Origin of the sequence: Streptomyces roseochromogenus subsp. oscitans DS 12.976, assembly GCF_000497445.1 — a bacterium.
GTDB classification, from domain to species: Bacteria; Actinomycetota; Actinomycetes; order Streptomycetales; family Streptomycetaceae; genus Streptomyces; species Streptomyces oscitans.
Map to the genome: position 1 here is coordinate 5,330,153 of NZ_CM002285.1, position 19,550 is coordinate 5,349,702.

Below are 19,550 nucleotides of genomic sequence, written 5' to 3' on the forward strand. Positions count from 1 at the left end.
TAGCGGAGGAGATGCGTACCCGTGGCTGCCCGACTGCCCTCGTGGGCCTGGGTCACCGGTCTGACCGTGGGAGCGACCGCGGCCGTCGTCGCCCTCGCCGTCCAGGCGGACCACGGGCCGCATCCCACGGCCGCCGTGGCGAGCCCCAGCGCTTCGGCGTCCGCGGGCGCCCACGCGTCCACGCGCCCGAAGCCCCCGGCCCCGCCCGTGCTGCCGGCCGCGTCGGGCGTGGGCCGCCGGATCGTCTACTCGATCGGCGGGAAGCGGGTGTGGCTGGTCGACGCGACGGGCAAGGCGACGCGTACGTTCACGGTGTGGCCGGGCACGGTGAACCCGCAGCCCGGCCGGTACTCGATCATCAAGCGCATCCAGTCCCTCAAGGGCTCGGACGGCGTGGAGATCGAGCACGTCATGTACTTCACCGTCGCGTCCGGCGTGAACATAGCCTTCTCCAACGCACTGGACGGCTCCTCGCCGCCGCCGGCGGACGGCAAGAAGCTGGGCGGCATCCGTATGGACAAGGAGGACGGCGCCGCCCTGTGGTCCTTCGGTGATCAGGGCACCGGCGTGGCGGTCGTCAACTAGCGTCCTGCCGGACCTCTCCCCGGCGGGAGGGAAGCTGGTTGACGATCAGGGCGACCCCGCTGAGGGTGAAGATCCGGGTCGCCGCTTCCAGCCCGTTCCAGGTCTTGGACTGCCACATCGAGAACCACTCACCGCCGATCCCGATGAACCCGGCACCGAAGAGCAGCAACAGCATCAGCAGGCCGTAGGTGGAGATGCGGCGGGCGAGGTCGTCTTTGCGCCATGCCCACAGCCAGGTCCCCCAGATCAGCACGAGGGCGGACGCGGTTTCCCACACGATGATGAGGACATACGCGGTGTCCTGAAGACCGGTGCTGGAGACGGCCCGCCACATCAGGTCGTGGTCCTTGAACGTCGTGTCCATCGCCAGCACATGCCGTACGAACTGCTGGTTCGTCCCGAAGTCGGTGATGTTCCCGAAGGCGACGAGGGCGATGTAGAGGGCGAGTATGCCGGTGAGCACACCGGCGGCTGGCCTGAGGCCGGAGTGACGTGTGGGGGTGGTGGTCATGGCTGAATTCTCCCTCATCGCAAGCCAGGTCAGCGCGTGGCCATTGCGCCAGAATGAGAACGCGGGCTGCGGGAGGGGCGTACGGATGGCGCAGGCACGGCCGTCGATGCAGGAGCTGATCGGGCGGCGAAGGCGGTCTGGTTTCGTCGGCCGCAGCGATGAACGAGCTGCGTTCCGCGAAAACCTCGACCTCCCTCCTGAGGACGAACGCCACCGCTTCCTCTTCCACATCCACGGGAATGCGGGCGTCGGAAAGACCTTCCTGGTACGGGAGTTGGAGCAGATCGCGCGGGAGCGCGGGGCGCTGACGGTGTACGTGGACGAGGGCGTGGGGAGCGTGCCGGAGGCAATGGCGGTCGTCAGCCGCGAATGCGCCCGGCAGGGAACCGAGTTCAAGAAATTCGACCGCGCGCTGGCCTCGTACCGGGAGCGCCGCCACGAGGCCGAGGCGGTGGCCGCCGGGCTGGACTCGGCACAGGACGGTCCCTCGCCGGTGACGGCCACGGTGGCGAGGGCCGGACTGGCGGGCCTGGGACTGATACCCGGCGCGGGCCCGTTCGTGGGCGCGGTCGACGCGGCCCAACTCGCCCAGTACGCCGACCGATTGCGGCGCGGGCTCAGCGCGAGGTTCAGCAGCCAGGACGACGTACAGCTGGTGCTGTCGCCCGAGCGGGCACTGACGCCCAGGCTGCTGGACGAGCTGACGGACGTGGCGTCCGCCGTGCCGTGGATCATCCTGTTCTTCGACACGTACGAGCGGACCGGACCGTTCCTCGACGGCTGGCTGCACGGGATGATGACCACCGACGACTACGGCGCCCTGCCCGCCAACGTGGTCGTGGTCACGGCGGGCCAGCACCCTTTCGACAGAGCCCGCTGGGGCGGCTTCGCGGACTTCATGACGGAGATACCGCTCGGGCCGTTCACAGAAGCGGAGGCGCGGGGGCTGCTGACCGAACGGGGAGTGGTGGCCGAGCCGGTCGTGACGGAGGTCCTGCGGCTCACCGGGGGACTGCCGCTGCTGGTGTCGACACTGGCCGAGCAGCAACCCGCCGACCTGGAGGACATCGGCGACCCCAGCGCGACGGCGGTGGAGCGGTTCCTGAAGTGGGAGCAGGATCCGGTGCGCCGGGCGGTGGCACTCGCGTGTGCGCTGCCCCGGGGGCTGGACATGGACGTGTTCCGGGCGGCCGTGGACAGCCCGGACGAGGAAGCGGACAGCCTCTTCGCCTGGCTGCGGGGGCTGCCGTTCGTGGACGACCGAGGTGACCGGCTGCGCTACCACGACCTGGTGCGGGAGACGATGCTGCGGCTGCTGCGCCGAAGGTCTCCACAGGGGTGGAAGGAACGCCACGAGAGGCTCGCAACGGTCTACGGCCGCTGGTGCGAGGAGGCCGCCGACGGCATCCGCCCTGCCTACACGTGGGAGCACGAGCGATGGCGCGAGCTGCGGCTGGAGCAGGCGTATCACCTCGTGTGCGCCCGTCCGCGTACGGAGGTGGCTCAGACGTTGATGAGTGTTGTCGAGGCCTGTTGGTGGGACCAGGTGGACGGCCGCCGCTGGGCGCGCATGCTGGAGGAGGCGGGCACCGTGGCGGACGACGCGGATCTGCGGGACTGGGGCCGGCGGCTCCGGGACGCGCTCGCCGACGACCAGCACGGGGTGAGCCGGACCGTGGACCTGCTCCTGTCTCGCCCCGGGCTCGATGTCTCCGGGCGAGCGCTGGCCCACGGGTTGCGGGGAAGGCAGCTGAGGAGAGGCGGTGAGCACCGGCGGGCACTGGCCGAGTACGACAGGGCAGTCGCACTCAGCGAGCGCGCTTCCCTCCCCGAGATGCACCTGGCCTCACTGTATTTCGGTCGTGGCGTCACCTGCCAGATGCTGGATGACTTCCCGGCAGCGATGGCCGACCTGGACCGGGCGGATGCCCTGTGTCCCGACGACGCGGAGATCCTCTACGGGCGTGGGGAGACCCATCGGCTGGCCGGCCGGCTGGAGGAGGCCGTCACCGAGTTCGACCGCGCCCTTGCCGTGGACCCGGCCGACCCCGACTCGCTCTCGTCCAGAGCAGCTTGTCTGCATGCGCTTGGCCGCCTGGATGAGGCGCTCGCCGACTTCGACCGTGCGCTCGGTCTCGCGCAGGGGTTCCTGTGGGCACTGGTCCGCAGGGCACGGCTGCGTCGTGACCGTGGGGAGTGGGAGGAGGCGTTCGCGGATCTCGACAGGGCTGTAACCCTCGCGCCGGAGTCGGCCTGGGTGGCGTCCGAGCGAGGCGACGCCTACCGGCTGGCGGGCCGGTTCGAGGAGGCGGTCACTGAGCTGGGTCGCGCCCTCGAACTCAAACTGGACTACGCCTCGGCCCTGGCAGGCCGTGGTGTGGCCCTCCGTGAGCTGGGCCGGATCGAGGAGGCACTGGCCGACTTCGACCGCGCGGTCGAATTGATACCCGAGTACGCCTGGGCGCTGGGGCACCGCGCCATCTGCAAGCAACAACTCCAGGACAGTGAAGGCGAGTTGACCGACCTGCGCCGGGCCGTCGCGGCGGATCCGGATCTCGGCTGGATCCACACCGCGCTGGGCGATGCGCATTGGCGCGCCGACCAGTACCGGGAAGCACTGCCCTTTCTCCAGCGGGCACTGGAACTGGGTCCCGACGACGCCTGGGCCCTGGCCCTCCTCGGCGCCGCGTACCGCGGTCTGGGGAACTACCCGGAAGCCTTCCGGTGCCTGGACCGGGCGGTGGCCCTGGACTCCGGGTACGGCTGGGCGCTGAGCCAGCGCGCGATGGCCGCCATGGCGGTCGGCCGCACGGAGCGGGCCCTGGCCGACCTGGACCGGTGCATCGCCCTGGAGACGCGCGTGGACTGGGCCCGGGAGCAGGCCGTGGACCTGCTGATGCGGTGCGGTCGATGGCCGGAGGCCATGGAACGGCTGGCCGAGGCGGACCGCTTGGGGCTTCCCGAGGAAGCCCTGGAGGCGCAGCGCGCGGAAGCGTACCGGCACGCTCGCCAGTGGGCGGCGGCCAGACGGCAGGCCGAGCGGATACGAGTGCGGAGTCCGGCCGCGGGCATCTTCGAACTCGCCCTGACCGTCGGCGGATCCGATGGTGCCAGTGCGGCGCGGTCACTATGGCGGGAGGCCGAACGATGGCTGCAGTCGGTCGACCTGGAGGCTTCGGACCGCGCCCTCACCCGGTGCCTCGTGAGCTGTGCCCTGGGTGACTGGCGCATCGCCGACGCGACGCTCACCCACCTGCTGGCCGAGGAACAGGACTGGGACGACCTGGCGTTGCTTGCATCCGTACTCACCGAGCTGATGGCCGCCCCAGGAGCGGACCGAGCCCGCATGGCGCCCCGGCTGGCGGCGGTGGAGGCGGCCCGGGACGCCGTCCAGGCGCGCTATGCGGAGTGAGCGGCGAAGCCGACGAACTCTGCAACGTCACGTGGTACGGCTGAAACAGGCCGCAGCTTGCCGGGCTCACCGTCCTCCTGCAGGTGGTGGGCGTAGCTCGCCCGGGCGGAGCATCTGGCTTGCCGCCAGTTCGCGGTAGAGGGCACTGCCGGTGAGCAGCTCCTCGTGGCGCCCGACGGCCGCGGTGCGGCCGTCCTGCAGCACCACGATGTGGTCCGCGTGCTGCACGGTGGACAGACGATGGGCGATGACGAGCAGGGCGCACTCCTGGGCGACGTCCTTCATGACGGTGGTGAGCGCCGCCTCGTTGATCGCGTCGAGGTGCGAGGTGGGTTCGTCCAGCAGGAGCAGTGCGGGGCGGGCCAGCAACGCGCGGGCGAGGGCGACGCGTTGGCGTTCGCCGCCGGAGAGCGTGCTGCCGCGTTCGCCGATGACGGCGGCCAGGCCGCCGGGCAGCCGGTCGACGACCTCTTCCAGCCGGACCAGTTCGACGACGCGCCGGATCTCCGCTTCTGGGGCGTCGGGCACGGCGTAGGTGATGTTGTCGCGCAGGGTGCCGTGGACGACATGGGTGTTCTGATCGACGACGGCGATGCCCCGTCGGCATGCGTCACGGGTGAGTTCGGCCGCGGGCCGTCCGTCGAAGAGCACGGTGCCCGCGTCGGGCTCGTAGAACCTCGCGACCAGGGCGAACACGGTGCTCTTGCCGGCTCCGGACCGGCCCACCAGGGCCACGTGCCGGCGCTGCGGGACGGTGAACGAGACGCCGCGGAGGACCGGCCGCCGCGGGTCGTAGCCGAAGTGGACGTCGTGCAGGGCGAGGGCGGGCCGTTCGCGGGTGGCGGGCGGTCGCGGCGCGGGGGCGTGGTCCGCCGGGATCTGGGCTGTGGTGGGCTCCACCGGCAGGCGGAGTGCCTCCTCGACGCGCTGGTAGGCGCCCATCCCGCGCTGGACGAGGCCCACCGCACGGAAGACGGAGGACAGCGGCAGCACGAGGTACGAGGCGTACAGCAGGAAGGCGACGAGGTCGCCGAGGGATCCGGCGTGGCCGCTCACCCGCAGGCCGCCGACGACCAGGACGATCAGGAAGGAGCCCTGGACGGCGAGTTCGACGGCGGAGCTCATGACGGCGGCGAGCTTCGCGGCACGTACGCCCGAACCGTAGGCCGCGTCGACACGGGCGCCGATGCCGGCCGCCTCGCGCTGCTCGGCGCGGTGCACACGGACCATCGGCAGCGCTCCGAGGGCCCGTTCCAGATCGGCGGCGACGGCACCGACCGCGGCCTGCATGTGCGCGGACGCGCCCCTGATACCCGTGAGCAGCGAGGCGACGACCACGGCTGCCGCTGCCACGGTGACGGCCACCAGGAGCAGCAGCAGGGGGTCGAGCCACGCCATGAGAATGATCGCCCCGGCGGAGACCATGCTGCCTGTCACCAGATCGACCAGGGCCTGGGACACGACCTCCCGGAGCACGGTGGTGTCGGCCGTCACCCGGGAGATGAGGTCGCCGCCCCGGTGGCGGTCGTACTCCCTCATCTCCAGCCGGAGCAGCCGTCCCACCAGCCCGTGACGGAGCTGCCGTACGACGCCTTCGCCCATCCGTTCCAGCAGGAAGCGTCCCGCGGCTCCCGCCGCCGCCTCGACGACGAAGAGCGCCCCCAGGAGTCCCAGCAGTGGCCAGATCACCTGTCCGCGGCCGCTCGCGTCCACGACGTCCTTGGCGACGAGCGGCTGGGCCAGGCCCAGGGCGGAGCCCACGAGGGTCAGTACGGTGGCGACGGCGATGGCGCCGCGGTGCCCGGCGGTGAGCCGGTACATCGTGTCCACCGCCGCCAGGGTCGACCCGTCACCCTCGGCGGCATCGGCCCGTTCGGCGTGCGGGGCCGTCGGGCCGGTCATCGGTCCGTCGCCCGGGGCAGCGGGCCGACCGCCACCAGCCGGGCGAAGTAGCCCTCCGGCGCACCCTCGCCGACGGGACCGCCCTCCGCCTCGATCCAGGCGTGCGCGGTGAAGGGCGGGACGATGCGTACCCCGGTGCACCAGGTCGGCCAGGTTCCGCCGAGCCGGCACAGCAGTGCGGCCCCCAGGGAGCGCGGCAGGCACCCCTTCGGTCCGGCGCAGCGCAGACTGGCGGCGCACATGGCGTCGCGCGCGTTCCGGGCCTCCGCGGCGGTGGCGGGTCTGGCGCCGCGCCGCAGGATGCCGAGTACGGCGCGGATACGGCGGGGCGGCAGCAGGGCGATGGCGAGGGCGGGGAGCAGGACGAGGCGGGCGGCCAGGCGGCGGGGCAGAGGCACACCGGTCGGCCGCTCCAGCGCGCTGGGCGTTGTCATGAGGCGAGCCCCGAGTCGCGCAGCTGCCGTACGAGTGCCTCGACGTCCCGCAGGGCCTGCGCCTCGTCGATGTCGAACTCCTGGACCAGGGCGGCGGCCGCGTCCGCCTCCTCGCCGCCTTCGAACAGGGTCCGCACCACCAGGGTGGCTGTCGGATTCAACTCCCAGTAGGCGCCGCCCCGTTCGTCCAGCAGTACGGTGCCGTAGTCGGTCTGGGCCGTGGAGACGTTGTCGCCGAACCGCAGAGGCATGTGAGGGCCTTTCTGATGTGGGGATGCGGTCAGGGGTGTGCGGCACGGGTGCGGCTGCGGTCCAGTCCCCGCAGCCACACCTCGGCGGCGATCGTGGAGTACAGGATGGCGTCGGACAGCCCCTTGGAGGCGGGCCGCTGGGCGAGGCGGCGCAGCTCGGCGCCGTCCACCAGGCCCAGCTCCGCCAGCCGTGAGTCCTCCCACAGGGCCAGCAGGTCGGCTCGGTGGTCGCGCAGTCCGTTGGCGGCGTCCATGGCGGCCGTCGCCTTGTTGGCCCGCCGCAGACAGTCCTCGGGCACGACCCCGCGCATCGCGGCGGTCAGGACGGGCTTGTACCTCCAGGGTGTGACGCGCTCGCTCGGACGAACGGCGAGACACGCCTCGATGACCCGGTCGTCGAGGAAGGGCGAGGCCATCGGCAGGCCCGCGAGCGCCGCCATCCGGTCCCACTGCCGGATGATGCGGGTGCACGAGCGGATCTGCTCCAGGTCGGTGTGGAGGCCGCGGTCCGGATGCAGCGGCGCGGCCGTCGCCGCTGCGGCGAGCAGCGCCCGGCGGGCCATCCGCTCGGTCTCGGGAGTCACCCAGTCGAACAGGCGCGGGGTCATGCCCCAGCCGAGACTCGTCGTGACGGACGGGGGCAACGGGCCACGCAGCCGGCCGGCGGCGTCGGCGAGCCACTTCCCGTACGGCCGGGAGTCGGCGAGAGCCCGGGCCGTGCCGCCGAGCGGCCAGTGCCACAGCGCCCGGTACCCGCGCAACTGGCGCAGGGCGAACAGCGGACGGGTGCGCAGCAGCCGGTGGTAGTACGCGTCGGAGCACCACGCCACGTGGTCGCCGCCGATGCCGGTCAGGTGCAGCCGGCTGCCGCGTGCGGTGAGGCCGGGCAGGTGGTGCAGGACCCGGGAGCGGTCCATGACGCCGATGGTGGGTTCGTCGAGGAGGTCGTCGATGCCGAGCAGGTCCTCGTAGACCAGCGGCGAGGCGTCGGCGTCCCAGACCACGTGCTCGACGTCCGGGAGGTGCCCCATGGCTCGCTCGGCCCAGTGCAGGTCGGTGTCCGCCGGATCGCGTCCCGGCCAGGTACTGGCCACCACGTGGGCGGGGGAGCGGTCGGCCAGGAAACAGACGGAGGTCGAGTCCAGGCCGCCGGACAGGTCGCAGCTCACCACGCCGCCCTGCCGGGTACGCGCGCCGACGGCCTCCTCCAGCGCCGTCCGGATCTGGGGCGCCGCCTCGGCGAGCGGCCGCACGGGCTCCGGCGGCGTCCACCACCGGGTGTGCCGTACGGTGCGGCCGTCCGCGGCGACGACCACGGCGTCCTGCGGGGCGACGGCGGTGACGGACCGCCACATCGACGTCTCGAACAGCGGATACGGAGCGGGCCACAGCAGTCGTACGGCCAGTTCCTCGATGTCGGGGTCGAGGCCCAGGGCGGCGGCGAGCGTGTCGGCGCGGGTGGCGGCCACTTGCACTCCGTCGATCTCCGCGTGGAAGACGAGGCGCAGTCCGGAGGCGGTGCCCTGCACCCTGATCCGTCCGTCGAGGGCGCCGACGAGGTGGAAACTGCCGGGGAGGGATCGGGCCAGGGCGTCGAGCTCCGCGAGATCACGCAGCCGCGCGGTACGGCGTCGTAGTTCGTCGGCGTCGGCCGGGCAGCAGCCGACGACGGCGACGCAGGCGCCGCCGGCGCCTGCCGTGACGACCTCGTCGTCGTGCCAGTGGCCGACCAGCCAGGGCCGGCCCGACGCGTGCGCGAGGGTCCGGCTACCGGGGCGGGCGAAGGAGCGGGCCACGGCGGCCGCGTCCGCACGGTCCGGGAAGACCGCGAAGTGCGCGTCGCCGGGGCCCGTCCCCGCACTTGCGTGCAGTTCAGTCATGGCGTCAGGTCAAGGACCGTCGGTCGTCAGTTCTTGCTGAAGATCAGCCGGTCGTTTCCGGAGCGCTGAAGCAGCCCCGTCTCCTTGCGGAACGTACCGAGCCGGACGAGCGTCGGCGCCTCATAAGCCTTCTTCATGACTACTCCTCCCATGCGGGTTTCCGACCACTCCCCCTGAGCGCGGGCCCGGGCTCGTCGGGAGCCGGGGCCAGGAAGCGGCCGCAGCACATAGCTAGCTGCAGAGCGTGAGGCGAAGGCAAGAGCCTCGGTGAAGGTCGGATAATAGGCACAATCCGTACGCCTCGGGTTGTGCGCCCCGCTCGTTCTGGCTGTCGTCAGCGCGGCGTTGGCATGCGGCCTCGGTATGCGCATCCTCAAATAAACGTTTTGAGATGCCGTCCGGCAGTTGTTGACGGCATCTGCCGGAGGCACCTGACGGCAGTCGCGGACAGGCGCCGCCGGGCGCACTCCAGGCCGGGGCTCACCTCTTGGCGGCCGGGACGAGGCCCGGGGCGAACTGGTAGGAGATCGACTCCAGCAGCGGCTTGCGGGTCGCCGGGAATGACCGGCAACGGGTGATTTGGCCCCGTGAACGCGCCGTTCGCTGTCGATTACAGTGCTGGATGTCGTACGGACGGACGGTGCCGTGAGGAGGTCTGCGTGGGTGCGACATCCGGCGCCGTCTGGGGCCGTGCCGAACAACAGGACTTCCGCAGCAGGGTGCGCGGCACCCTGCTCGGGGCCGCCGTGGGCGATGCGCTCGGCGGGCCCGCCGACCCGCTCTCCCTGGAGGAGATCCGGGCGACGTACGGCCCCGAGGGGCTGCTCGACCTGGCCTTCGGGCACGGCCGGCGCGGCACGGTCACCCACCACACCCAGCTCACCCTCTTCACGCTGGACGGGCTGATACGCGCCCAGGTGCGCCGCGACACCGGCGCCTGGCATCCGCCGACCGATCTGCACCGGGCGTACCGGCGCTGGGCGGCCACCCAGCGGGACTGGGGGCCCGACGAGCGCCGCAAGGACGACGGCTGGCTCGCCCGCGAAGAGTGGCTCTACGCCCGCCGCGAGCCGACCCGGGCCCTGCTCGTCGGCTTCGGAGACGACACGCTCGGCACCCTGGAGTCACCGAAGAACCCCGGCGAGCTGGGCCCGGAGGCCGTGGCCCGCTCCGCGCCGTTCGGGCTGCTGGTCGGCTGGGAGCCGCAGCTCGTCGCACAGCTGGCGGTGGAGTGTGCGACGCAGAGCCATGGGCACCCGATCGCCTACCTCTCGGCGGGCGCGTACGCCGTGATCGTGCACGCGCTGGCCCGGGGCGAGAGCCTGGACGGCGCCGTGCAGCGGGCCCTCGCCCTGCTCGCCGCCCGCCCCGGCCACCAGCCCGTCTCGGACGCCCTGCAGCATGCCCTCGGCGCGGTGCGGCAGGGAATACCCAGCCCGACCCGGGTGGAGGAGCTGGCCGGGGACGGTACGGCGGACGGGTTGCTGGCGGCGTCCGTGTACTGCGCGCTGGTGGGGGAGGACGTACGGCACGGGCTGTGCCTGGCGGTGAACCAGGGCGGGCCGTCGGCGGCGGCGGGCGCGTTGACAGGCGGGCTGCTCGGCGCGCTCCACGGCGAGACGGCCCTCCCGCCAGGGTGGCTGACAGAGCTGGAGGGCCGGGCGACGATGCTGGAACTCGCGGATGATTTCGCCATGGAGATGACTCAGGGTCCCGCGTTGCACGGTCCTGCGGGGTCCGCACCGGGCTGGCTGGCGCGGTACCCGCGGGCCTGAGGGAGCGAACGGCCACGACGGACCCGCAGCCGGCAACGGATCCGCACCCCTACGGCGCTCCCACCACGTCCCCCGCCGGGACCGCCACCCCATCCCCGTCCGTATTGACCTTCTCGATGATCGCCAGCCTCTCCGGCGTATCCTCCGGCTTCACATAGCCGATGACGATGTACAGGGCCAGGGACACCGCCAGCGGCACCGAGACCTGGTACTGCAGGGCCACTCCGCCGGAGACGTTCCAGCTGACGGGGTAGTTCACCAGCCAGAACGCCAGCAACCCCGCCGCCCAGCTGGTCAGCGCCGCCGTGGGACCGGAGCGGCGGAACGGCCGGAGCAGACCCAGCATCATCGGGATCGCGATCGGACCCATCAGACCGGCCACCCACTTGATGACGACGGTGATGATGTCCTTGAACGTGGGCGAGTTGACCTGGGTGGCGACAGCCATCGACAGGCCCAGGAAGAGGACCGTCGTCACGCGCGCCGCGATCAGACCCGAGCGCGCACTCCAGGCCCGCGCGCGAGCGGACAGCACCGGCGCCACGTCCCGCGTGAACACCGCCGAGATCGCGTTCGCGTCGGAGGAGCACATGGCCATCGTGTGGGAGAAGAAGCCGACGATCACCAGGCCCAACAGCCCGTGCGGCAGCAGCTGTTCGGTCATCAGGCCGTAGGAGTCGGAGCCGTCCGGCTTCTGCGCGTGGACCAGGAGCGGGGACATCCACATCGGGAAGAACAACACCACCGGCCAGACCAGCCACAGGATCGCTGACAGCCGGGCGGAGCGCTCGGCCTCGTGCGCGCTGCCCGTCGCCATGTACCGCTGCGCCTGGTTGAGCATGCCGCCGTTGTATTCGAAGAGCTTGATGAACAGAAACGCGAAGAGGAAGACAGTGCCGTAAGGGCCCACCAGCGGTTTGCCGTGGCCGTGCAGGGCCGGCTGGCTCCAGGCGTCGAAGAAGCCGATGTGCTTGTCGTTCAGTTTCAGTACGACTGCGACGAACATCGAGACACCGGCGAGCAACTGGATGACGAACTGGCCGAGTTCGGTCAGCGCGTCCGCCCACAGGCCGCCGATCGTGCAGTACACGGCGGTGATCGCGCCGGTGATGAGGATGCCCTGGTTCAACGACACACCCGTGAACACCGACAACAGGGTGGCGATGGCGGCCCACTTGGCGCCCACGTCCACGATCTTCAGCAGCATGCCGGACCAGGCGAGTGCCTGCTGGGTGGACAGGTTGTAACGGTTCTTCAGGTACTCCAGCGGGGAGGCCACATGGAGTCGGGAACGGAGTCGGTTGATCCGGGGCGCGAACAGCCTCGACCCGATGGCGATGCCGAGCGCGATGGGAAAGGACCAGGTCACAAATGAAGTAACGCCATACGTATAGGCGATGCCCGCGTACCCCGTGAACATCACCGCGCTGTAGCCCGACATGTGGTGCGAGATGCCGGACAGCCACCAGGGCATCTTGCCGCCGGCCGTGAAGAAGTCGGAGACGTTGTCCACGCGTTTGTGCGACCAGACGCCGATCGCCACCATCACACCGAAGTAGCCGATGAGTACGGCCCAGTCGAGACTGTTCATGTGCTCGATCGTGGGTGCGGTCACGTGAACGCGACAAGCGAGGGTAGGGTCAAGTCAAAGCAAAGATGTTCGCTTTGATGATTTATGTTCACGCACCTGAACGCAGCTGAACGTATGGACGGCGGCGCGGGGCGGGGTCACCGCATCAGTTCCCCCGCGTTGACCAGCAGCGACTGCCCCGTGATGGCCCGCGCCCGATCCGAGGACAGGAACACCACCGCGTCCGCCACGTCCCCGTCCGTCGCCAGCTCCGGCAGCGCCATCCGCTCCGTCAGCCGCCCCAGCACCTCCGCCTCCGGCACCCCTTCCGTCTGTGCGGTGAACTGCACGTACGCCTGCACCGGCGGCCCCCACATCCAGCCCGGCAGCACGGTGTTGACCCGGATCCGGTGTGGCCCGAGTTCCCGGGCCAGCGAGTACATCGCGCTGGTCAGCGCCCCCTTCGACGCGGCGTACGCGGCCTGCTTCACCTGTGAGGGTGCCGCGACGGCCGACTGTGTCCCGATGAAGACCACGCAGCCGCCCCCGCCCGCCTTCAGTGACGGCAGGCACGCCCGGGTCATCCGCAGGGTGCCCAGCAGGTTCACGTCGATGACCGACTGCCAGGTCGCGAAGTCCGCGTCCTGAAGCCCGCCGAAGTGGGAGTCCCAGGCCGCGACATGGACCACCGCGTCGATGCCGCCGAACCGCTCCCGCGCCAGCTCCGCCAGCGCCGCGCACTGCCCCTCGTCGGTGATGTCCGTCGCCCGGTACGCCGTACACGTGCCGTCCGGGTCGATCTCGGCCGCGCTCTTGGCGAGGTTCGCCTCGGTGCGTGCCCCGAGCACCGCGTTCCCGCCGTCCCGTACGACGGCCGCGGCGACCTGATGGCCGAGCCCGGCCCCGACTCCCGAGACGACCACGGTCTTGCCGGTGAGCAGTGGCATGAGGACCCCTCCCGGACCCTGGCGCTTTATCTGACGGAGCGTCAGAGTATGGGCGACCGCAGGAGGACGGAAGGGGACGGAAGGGGAAACCCATGAGCGAGGACATGAGTGAGGACACCCGCAGCGAGACGTACGGCGAACTGGCCGCCGTGGGCCCGTACGGCGTCCGCCCGGGCCACGCCCTGATCACCATGGTCGAGCCGCACCCCGGCCACGAGCACGCCTACAACCGCTGGTACGAGGACGACCACTACTACGCCGGCGCGATGGCCATGCCCTGGATGTACGCGGGCCGCCGCTGGGTGGCGACCCGGGATCTGCAGCTCCTGCGGTCTCCCGAGAAGTCGGCCGTCGCCCAGCCGGTCACGGCCGGCTGCTACCTCTCCACCTACTGGATCACCGACGGCCGCTACGACCACCACATGAAGTGGACCGTCGCCATCAACAAGCGCCTCAACCGCGACGCCCGTGTCTACCACGACCGTACCCACGTCTTCACGTCCTTCCAGGACCACGAGACGACCGTGTACCGGGACGGCGCGGCGGGCCCCAGGGACTTCCACGCCCTCGACCACCCGTACGCCGGGCTGGTGCTGGAGGTGATCGACAGCGAGTCGGCCGGGCAGCGGGCGGAGCTGCTGCGGTGGCTGCGCGGCCGGCACCTGCCCAAGCGCCTGGCCGGCTCCCCGGCCGCGCTGGTGACCGTGTTCCGGCCCACTCCGCTGCCCGGCGACCGCATGTCCTATGTCAAGCAGGTCGAGGGCACGGACACCCGGCTGACCCTGCTGTGGTTCCTGGAGCGGGACCCACGGGAGTGCTGGGAGGAGCACTTCACCGGGCTCGATGCGGACGTCTCGGACTCCGGGCTGGGCAGGGTGGAGCTGGTGGCGCCGTTCATCCCGACGATTCCGGGCACCGACACCTATGTGGACCGGCTCCGCTGAGGCTCAGGGCTTCGACTGAGGCTCAGGGCCTCAGCGCGTCTTGAACACGTCCGGGCAGGGTGTGCCCCGGGGAAGCTGGTACGGGGCCGCCAGCCGGTAGGTGCCCGGCTTCGGCGCCACCAGCATCGTCCACTTGTCGCCCTTGGCGTCCTGAGGCGTCTCCATCAGACACCCGTTGGTGTTGACGTATGTCTTCGCCGTCGTCTGCTGCGGAGCCTTCAGGCTCTTGCCGTGCTCGTCGACGATGCTCAGCCACGGCGAGTACGGGATCCTGATCAGGATCCGCCCGGCCTTGCGCACCTGAAGCGTCATCTCGCCCTGCCCGGCGTGATCCACCACCGCGTCGGGCTCGGCGAGCGGCGTCGCATCGGTGACCTGGAACAGCTGCCAGTTGGCGTCGCCCCAGACCTGCTTCAGATACGGCATCCCGCGCCGCAGCAGCTGCCGCTCGCGCTCGCCGCCGTCGCCGTCCGGGTTGTCCTTCGGCAGGACGACGAAGTGGACGGCCCAGCGCTGGAGCCACTCGTGGTAGTTCGCCGAGTTGAGGGTGTCGTCGTAGAAGAGCGGGTTGCGCTCCATGTCGGCCTGCCGGTTCCAGCCGCGCGCCAGGTTGACGTACGGCGCGAGCGCGGACGCCTCCCGGTGCGAGCGCGCCGGGACGACCTCGACCCGGCCCTTCTCGGCACCGGCCTTCTGCAGCTGGTGGACGAGCGGGGCGAGTTCACGGGCCCAGGACGCGGCCGGGGTCGTGTGCACGATGTCGTCCACCGACTTGAAGCCGATCCAGCCGGCGAAGCCGAGCAGCGCCAGCACGGTCACGTACCACCTGCGCGACTTCCGCACCGTGAACGGCAGCGCGGCCACCAGCGTCGCACCCGCGAACAGCATCGGCAGCCGGGAGATGTTCGAGCCGATCTGCGAGTTGACCAGCCAGACCAGGACCACACCCAGGCTGTACACGGCGGCCGTCAGCCGGACCGTCACCCACTCCCTGGGGACCAGGAACAGGCACAGCAGGCCGTAGGCCAGGGGCAGGATCACCGAGCCGATGGTCATCGGCTGGGTACCGGAGAACGGGAACAGGAAGTACGAGGCGGCGACCACCACCGTCGGGGCGAGCCCCAGCGCCCAGGCGCCGGGCCGCCGTTTCTGCAGGAACAGCGCGACCGCGACCAGCCCGACGAACAGCCCGGAGACCGGCGAGGCCATGGTGGACAGACCGGCCAGCGGGGCGGCCACCGCCGCCTTGGCCCAGCGTTTGTGCCGCCAGCGGTACGGCCAGCAGAAGACGGCCGCGACGGCGCCGAGCGCGAACATCGTGCCGAGCCCGAAGGTCACCCGGCCCGAGATCGCGTTGCACAACAGCGCGACGACCCCGGCGAGCGACGCCCACAGCGGGTTGCGTACCGCCCGGCTGCGGATCAGGACCAGCGTCAGCAGGCCCGCCGAGACCGTCCCGGCGATCATCATCGTCGTACGGACGCCGAGGACGGCCATCAGATATGGCGACACCACGCTGTACGACACCGGGTGCATACCGCCGTACCAGGCGAGGTTGTACGCCGAGTCCGGGTGCCGGCCGACGAACTCCGCCCAGGCGTCCTGCGCCGCGAGATCGCCACCACTATTCGCGAACGTGAAGAACCAGAGGATGTGCAGGACCCCCGCGAGGGCCGTTATGGACAGCACGGGGTGCCGCAGCAGCCGCGGGCGCAGGGGCTCGGCGGCGGTGAGCAGGCGCGCGAGCCCGCCCGGGCGCACACCGGGGCCGTCGGGCGGTCCGGGACGGTCACGGTCGGTAGGGCCGTCCGGGGGGCCGGTGTGATCCGTGTGCCCCTCCGGGCCGGCTTCGGACGCGCGTATTCGCGGGCCGGATCCCGGGCCCGGATCGGCGTCGTCAGCGCGTGTCGGCTCCGCTGTGGCCACCTGAAGGCACTCCCCGTGTCCCGTCTTCTGTTCTCGGTCGTGTTCCATGGTGTTCCCGGCCGCTTCCCGTCCAGTTCGCGGCCCTGTCCCGTGACCGGCGACCTGCCCCGATTCGTGACGCTAGCACGCACCCCGTCACGGGGCTCCCGGGTGGAGCCCCCGCCGACGGGGTGCGCGGGGCGGACCAGCAGTGGTGCGATCAGCCCAGACGGGTCAGCTTGGCGCCGAAGCCGGGCTCGGCCAGATCCTTCTGCAGGGCCACCGGGACCTTCACCGCTGCGGCCGAACCGTCACCCACGGTGAGCGTGCCGACCTTGGTGCCGGCCTTCGCGGTGTGCGGCACGCCGCCCGGCGCGAAGGACAGCTTGACCTTCAGGCCCGCCCAGCCGACCGCGGTGACGTCCTTGGTGATCACGACCGGGGTGTGACCGCCGAGCTGGTCGTCCACATAGCCGACCACATCGCCCTTCTTCAGGATCGTGGACGAGGTCAGCGCGTCCTGGGCGGCGAGCAGGGCGGTCTTGCTGACCGCGTTGACCGTGTCGAGGATCGACGGCCCCTTGTGCTGGCCGAGGATCGCGCCGACGATCGTCACGGTCTGCCCGCCGACCGTCTTGCGGGAGGCGAAGAGCAGGTTGCCGCCGGCCGCGGTGGTGCTGCCGGTCTTGATGCCGATCGCGCCCATCTGGAACGGCAGCTTGTTCCAGTTGGGCCAGTTGTGGCCGGTGGGGTCGGTCCAGCTGGCCGCGCTGGTGATCGCGACCAGAGCCGGGTTCTTCACGACCATGCGGCCGAGCTTCACCTGGTCCTCGGCGGTCGAGACGGTGGTCTCCTTCAGGCCCGAGGGGTCGGTGTACGTCGTGCTGGTCATCCCCAGCTCCTTGGCGGTGTCGTTCATCTTCTTGACGAACGCCGCCTCCGAACCCGCGTCCCAGCGTGCCAGGAGCCGGGCGATGTTGTTGGCGGAGGGGATCATGACGGCCGACAGCGCCTGTTTCTCGGAGATGCGGTCACCGGCCTTGAGGGTGTTGACGGTGGACTCGCCGCTCTTGCTGTAGCCGCCCTCCTTCTCCGCCTGGGGGTCGACCGTGATCTTCGGTCCCTCCTGGCCCGGCTTCAGCGGGTGGTCGCGGAGGACGATGTACGAGGTCATGGTCTTGGCGACCGAGCCGATGGCCACGGGGGTCTGCTTGCCGAAGCGGCTCATCGTGCCGATGCCGTCGACGTCCATCCAGCCCTGCCCCTCGCCCGGCCAGGGCAGGTTCGCCCCGGCGCCGTCGAAGGTGTAGCTGTCCTTGGCGGTGAGCCCGAGGGCGGGGGCCGGCAGCGGGCGCACCGCCTGTACGACCGCGAAGATGACCGCCAGGAGCAGGACCAGGGGGGTCCAGATCTTGACCCGGCGCACGATCGTACGGACCGCGGTCTCCGGGGGCGGGGGCGTGTTCGTCAGCTCCGCCAGGAGGTCCAGCGGGGGCTTCGGAGGGAGGGGCTGCTGGGTGGTGCGCTCGGGGCCGACCTGGGGGACGGGGGTGGTGACGTCCGGTTTGGCGGCCGGCGGCTTGGTGGCCGGTGCCATGTCGTTCTTGAGCGCGACGAACTTGCTGGTGCGCTCGGATTCGGACTCCGGAGTCTTGGGGGTGTTCGTCCTGCCGCCCAGCTTGAGCATGGTCGTCGGCTGATCGACCTGCTTGGGCTTTACGGTCTTGAAGACGGCGGTGGGCTGATCAACAGCCGCCTTCGCCTGCGGCGCTTCGGCGTGGGGGGCGTCCGCCTCGGCTTCGCCGTCGGCGTCCGTGTTCCCACCCGCACCACCCGTGCGGCTCTCGTCGTCGGCTGCGGGTGGCCCCTGTGGGGCGTCCCCGCCGTTGGCGTCCTCCGGTCGGTCCTCGTTCTCCGACCCGCCTCGGGCCTTCGGCCCGTCCTTGGCTTCCTCCGCCTCGGCCTTCGGCTCTGCCCCGGAGCCTGCCTCGGCCTTCGCCTCGGCGTCACCGTCCGAACCGGCCTCAGCAACCGGGGCGGCCTCGGAGCCCGCCTCAGCCCTCGTCCTCGCCTCTGCGGCAGCGCCGGCGTCTGCCGTCTCGCCGTCGTCGCCGGCCTTCGGGGCCGCGTCAGCCTTCGCCCCTGCCTTCACGTCGGTGTCCGGCTTCGCCCCCGCAGACTCTGCCTCCGCGTACCCCTTCGCGTCCGCGTCCGCGTCCGTCGTCTCGGGCTTCCCCTCCTCGGCCGTACCGTTGCGCGCCCCGGCTGTCTCCGCCTCGGTCTCCGTGCCGGCGGTGGCCGACGGAGTCGTGGGCGGGGTGTTTGCAGGTGTGTCGGAGTTGTTTGCGGGGGCGGCGGTGCGGACCCAGGCGGAGACCGCCTGGCGGAGGGCCGCGTCCTCCGCCGGAGTTTCCTTGGTGTCCGGCTTCGGCGCGTCAGGTATCGAGAGGATCTTCGTCGCGGTGTCCGCGCTCGCCTGCGCGGAATCCTTTTCCCGGGCGACCGCGAGCCGCGGATCGCGCGTCTCGGGAACCGGACCCGCGCTCCCCGACGTCGGTTCCGCCGACGACTCGCGCTGCTTCGACCTGTCGGGGGACTCGCCCGCCACCGATGCCTCCTCCATGCGCCGCACGCCCACGCGCGCGCCCTGTCCGAACCATGTACCAGTGTCCTGTGTGAGGGCTTGGCCCCTGCGGTAGACGAGAACGACATACCTACCGGTTCCCTCACGAACCGGTCACGCACCCTCGACAGACCGATGTGAGAGGGGTCACCCTGTCATTCATCCACGCGGGGAGGCATGGATGGGCAGGAGCCGCAGAACACTTCCGGAGGAGCTTCTGCTGCTGGCATTGGACCCGGCCACGGGTACCACTGCGCAGCCGCAGTCGCTCGACCTCGGTCTGGCCGGTGCACAGCTAGTGGAGCTGGCGCTGGCCGGACGGATAGCCCCAGACGGGGATCGTATCGCCGTGGTGGTGCCACGGCCGACAGGAGATCCGACTCTGGACTGTGCGTTGGAGTTGCTGCGAAGGCGCGGCGCTCCGGTACGGGCCGTCCACTGGATCGGCGGGCCCCGGTTGGGGCTCAGGCAGATCTACCTCTCGCATCTGGAGCGGTGCGGCATGGTTGCCGCCGTACCGGGTCAGATGTGCGGGGTGCTGCCGACCACGCGCTATCAGGCGACGGACACCGCCATCAGCCGGGAGATCCGCGGCCGGCTGGATTCCGCGATCCGCACCGGCGTACCGCCGGACCCGCGGACCGCGGCGCTCGCCGCCCTGGCGCACGCCGTCGGACTCGGCAAGCACCTGTACCCGGGGAACGAGGGACGGTCGTCCCGTTCCCGGTTGCGGGATCTCATCCGGCACGACCCCATGGGCGGTCTTGTCGCGCATGCCGTGATGGACGTGCAGAACGGCGCGGTCGCGCAG

Annotated in this window: 15 protein-coding genes; 5 read left to right on the forward strand and 10 right to left on the reverse strand. The window is 71.1% G+C overall.

All coding sequences use genetic code 11. From position 1 onward, the window contains the following. The first annotated feature begins 21 nt into the window (after positions 1-21). Positions 22-585, forward strand: coding sequence for a hypothetical protein (locus tag M878_RS72815; RefSeq protein ID WP_023549512.1), 564 nt, complete (start codon positions 22-24; stop codon positions 583-585). On the opposite strand, the gene M878_RS72820 is transcribed toward M878_RS72815, so the two are convergent. Further along, positions 578-1,096, reverse strand: coding sequence for a DUF2165 domain-containing protein (locus tag M878_RS72820; RefSeq protein ID WP_023549513.1), 519 nt, complete (start codon positions 1,094-1,096; stop codon positions 578-580). The two genes, M878_RS72815 and M878_RS72820, sit on opposite strands and share 8 nt — an antisense overlap. Before the next feature lie 85 nt (positions 1,097-1,181). Between M878_RS72820 and M878_RS72825 the strand changes: the two genes are divergently transcribed. Continuing rightward, the gene (locus M878_RS72825; RefSeq protein ID WP_023549514.1) at positions 1,182-4,508 is read left to right on the forward strand and encodes an ATP-binding protein; all 3,327 of its coding nucleotides are present in this window, start codon (positions 1,182-1,184) and stop codon (positions 4,506-4,508) included. A gap of 66 nt (positions 4,509-4,574) precedes the next feature. On the opposite strand, the gene M878_RS72830 is transcribed toward M878_RS72825, so the two are convergent. From M878_RS72830 to M878_RS96600, 5 genes are read right to left on the reverse strand one after another with little or no spacing between them, the layout of a single operon-like run. Beyond that, positions 4,575-6,410, reverse strand: a complete 1,836-nt coding sequence (locus M878_RS72830; protein WP_023549515.1) for an ABC transporter ATP-binding protein — start codon at positions 6,408-6,410, stop codon at positions 4,575-4,577. Next, positions 6,407-6,844 carry a lasso peptide biosynthesis B2 protein gene (locus tag M878_RS72835; RefSeq protein WP_031225541.1) on the reverse strand — a complete coding sequence of 146 codons (438 nt, stop codon included), beginning with the start codon at positions 6,842-6,844 and terminating at the stop codon, positions 6,407-6,409. The genes M878_RS72830 and M878_RS72835 overlap by 4 nt, the downstream gene beginning before the upstream one ends. After that, positions 6,841-7,095: a lasso peptide biosynthesis PqqD family chaperone gene (locus tag M878_RS72840; protein ID WP_023549517.1), complete on the reverse strand. Its 255-nt coding sequence runs from the start codon at positions 7,093-7,095 to the stop codon at positions 6,841-6,843. The genes M878_RS72835 and M878_RS72840 overlap by 4 nt, the downstream gene beginning before the upstream one ends. A 29-nt stretch (positions 7,096-7,124) precedes the next feature. Beyond that, a complete protein-coding gene (locus tag M878_RS72845; protein WP_023549518.1) occupies positions 7,125-8,975 on the reverse strand; it encodes a lasso peptide isopeptide bond-forming cyclase in 1,851 nt (616 codons plus the stop codon). A 26-nt stretch (positions 8,976-9,001) separates the two neighbouring features. Continuing rightward, on the reverse strand, positions 9,002-9,112 hold the full coding sequence (locus M878_RS96600) for a keywimysin-related RiPP (protein ID WP_023549519.1): 111 nt from the start codon (positions 9,110-9,112) through the stop codon (positions 9,002-9,004). A 522-nt stretch (positions 9,113-9,634) separates the two neighbouring features. Here M878_RS96600 and M878_RS72850 point away from each other — a divergent pair. Further along, positions 9,635-10,750: an ADP-ribosylglycohydrolase family protein gene (locus tag M878_RS72850; RefSeq protein WP_023549520.1), complete on the forward strand. Its 1,116-nt coding sequence runs from the start codon at positions 9,635-9,637 to the stop codon at positions 10,748-10,750. A 49-nt stretch (positions 10,751-10,799) separates the two neighbouring features. Here M878_RS72850 and M878_RS72855 read toward each other — a convergent pair whose 3' ends face one another. Both M878_RS72855 and M878_RS72860 read right to left on the reverse strand, forming a co-directional pair. Continuing rightward, positions 10,800-12,341: a sodium:solute symporter family protein gene (locus tag M878_RS72855; RefSeq protein ID WP_031225542.1), complete on the reverse strand. Its 1,542-nt coding sequence runs from the start codon at positions 12,339-12,341 to the stop codon at positions 10,800-10,802. A gap of 137 nt (positions 12,342-12,478) precedes the next feature. Beyond that, positions 12,479-13,267 carry an SDR family oxidoreductase gene (locus tag M878_RS72860; protein WP_023549522.1) on the reverse strand — a complete coding sequence of 263 codons (789 nt, stop codon included), beginning with the start codon at positions 13,265-13,267 and terminating at the stop codon, positions 12,479-12,481. Positions 13,268-13,371: 104 nt separating this feature from the next. Between M878_RS72860 and M878_RS72865 the strand changes: the two genes are divergently transcribed. Beyond that, complete coding sequence (locus M878_RS72865; RefSeq protein WP_031225543.1) at positions 13,372-14,211, forward strand: hypothetical protein; 840 nt, start codon at positions 13,372-13,374, stop codon at positions 14,209-14,211. 30 nt (positions 14,212-14,241) lie between these two features. Here M878_RS72865 and M878_RS72870 read toward each other — a convergent pair whose 3' ends face one another. Beyond that, entirely contained in the window at positions 14,242-16,137 is a 1,896-nt protein-coding gene (locus M878_RS72870) for a hypothetical protein (protein WP_031225544.1), read from the reverse strand. A 199-nt stretch (positions 16,138-16,336) separates the two neighbouring features. After that, positions 16,337-18,724: a D-alanyl-D-alanine carboxypeptidase gene (locus M878_RS72875; RefSeq protein ID WP_031225545.1), complete on the reverse strand. Its 2,388-nt coding sequence runs from the start codon at positions 18,722-18,724 to the stop codon at positions 16,337-16,339. A gap of 196 nt (positions 18,725-18,920) precedes the next feature. Here M878_RS72875 and M878_RS48565 point away from each other — a divergent pair. Then, positions 18,921-19,550 (forward strand): GOLPH3/VPS74 family protein (locus tag M878_RS48565; protein ID WP_031225546.1); only part of this gene is annotated, 630 nt, incomplete at its 3' end.

Coding starts and splice junctions, on each gene's coding strand:
- M878_RS72820 (WP_023549513.1), bottom strand. CDS start 1,096: ATGACCACCACCCCCACACGTCACTCCGGCCTCAGGCCAGCCGCCGGT.
- M878_RS72860 (WP_023549522.1), bottom strand. CDS start 13,267: ATGCCACTGCTCACCGGCAAGACCGTGGTCGTCTCGGGAGTCGGGGCC.
- M878_RS72825 (WP_023549514.1), top strand. CDS start 1,182: ATGGCGCAGGCACGGCCGTCGATGCAGGAGCTGATCGGGCGGCGAAGG.
- M878_RS72835 (WP_031225541.1), bottom strand. CDS start 6,844: ATGACAACGCCCAGCGCGCTGGAGCGGCCGACCGGTGTGCCTCTGCCC.
- M878_RS96600 (WP_023549519.1), bottom strand. CDS start 9,112: ATGAAGAAGGCTTATGAGGCGCCGACGCTCGTCCGGCTCGGTACGTTC.
- M878_RS72830 (WP_023549515.1), bottom strand. CDS start 6,410: ATGACCGGCCCGACGGCCCCGCACGCCGAACGGGCCGATGCCGCCGAG.
- M878_RS72845 (WP_023549518.1), bottom strand. CDS start 8,975: ATGACTGAACTGCACGCAAGTGCGGGGACGGGCCCCGGCGACGCGCAC.
- M878_RS72865 (WP_031225543.1), top strand. CDS start 13,372: ATGAGTGAGGACACCCGCAGCGAGACGTACGGCGAACTGGCCGCCGTG.
- M878_RS72840 (WP_023549517.1), bottom strand. CDS start 7,095: ATGCCTCTGCGGTTCGGCGACAACGTCTCCACGGCCCAGACCGACTAC.
- M878_RS72855 (WP_031225542.1), bottom strand. CDS start 12,341: ATGAACAGTCTCGACTGGGCCGTACTCATCGGCTACTTCGGTGTGATG.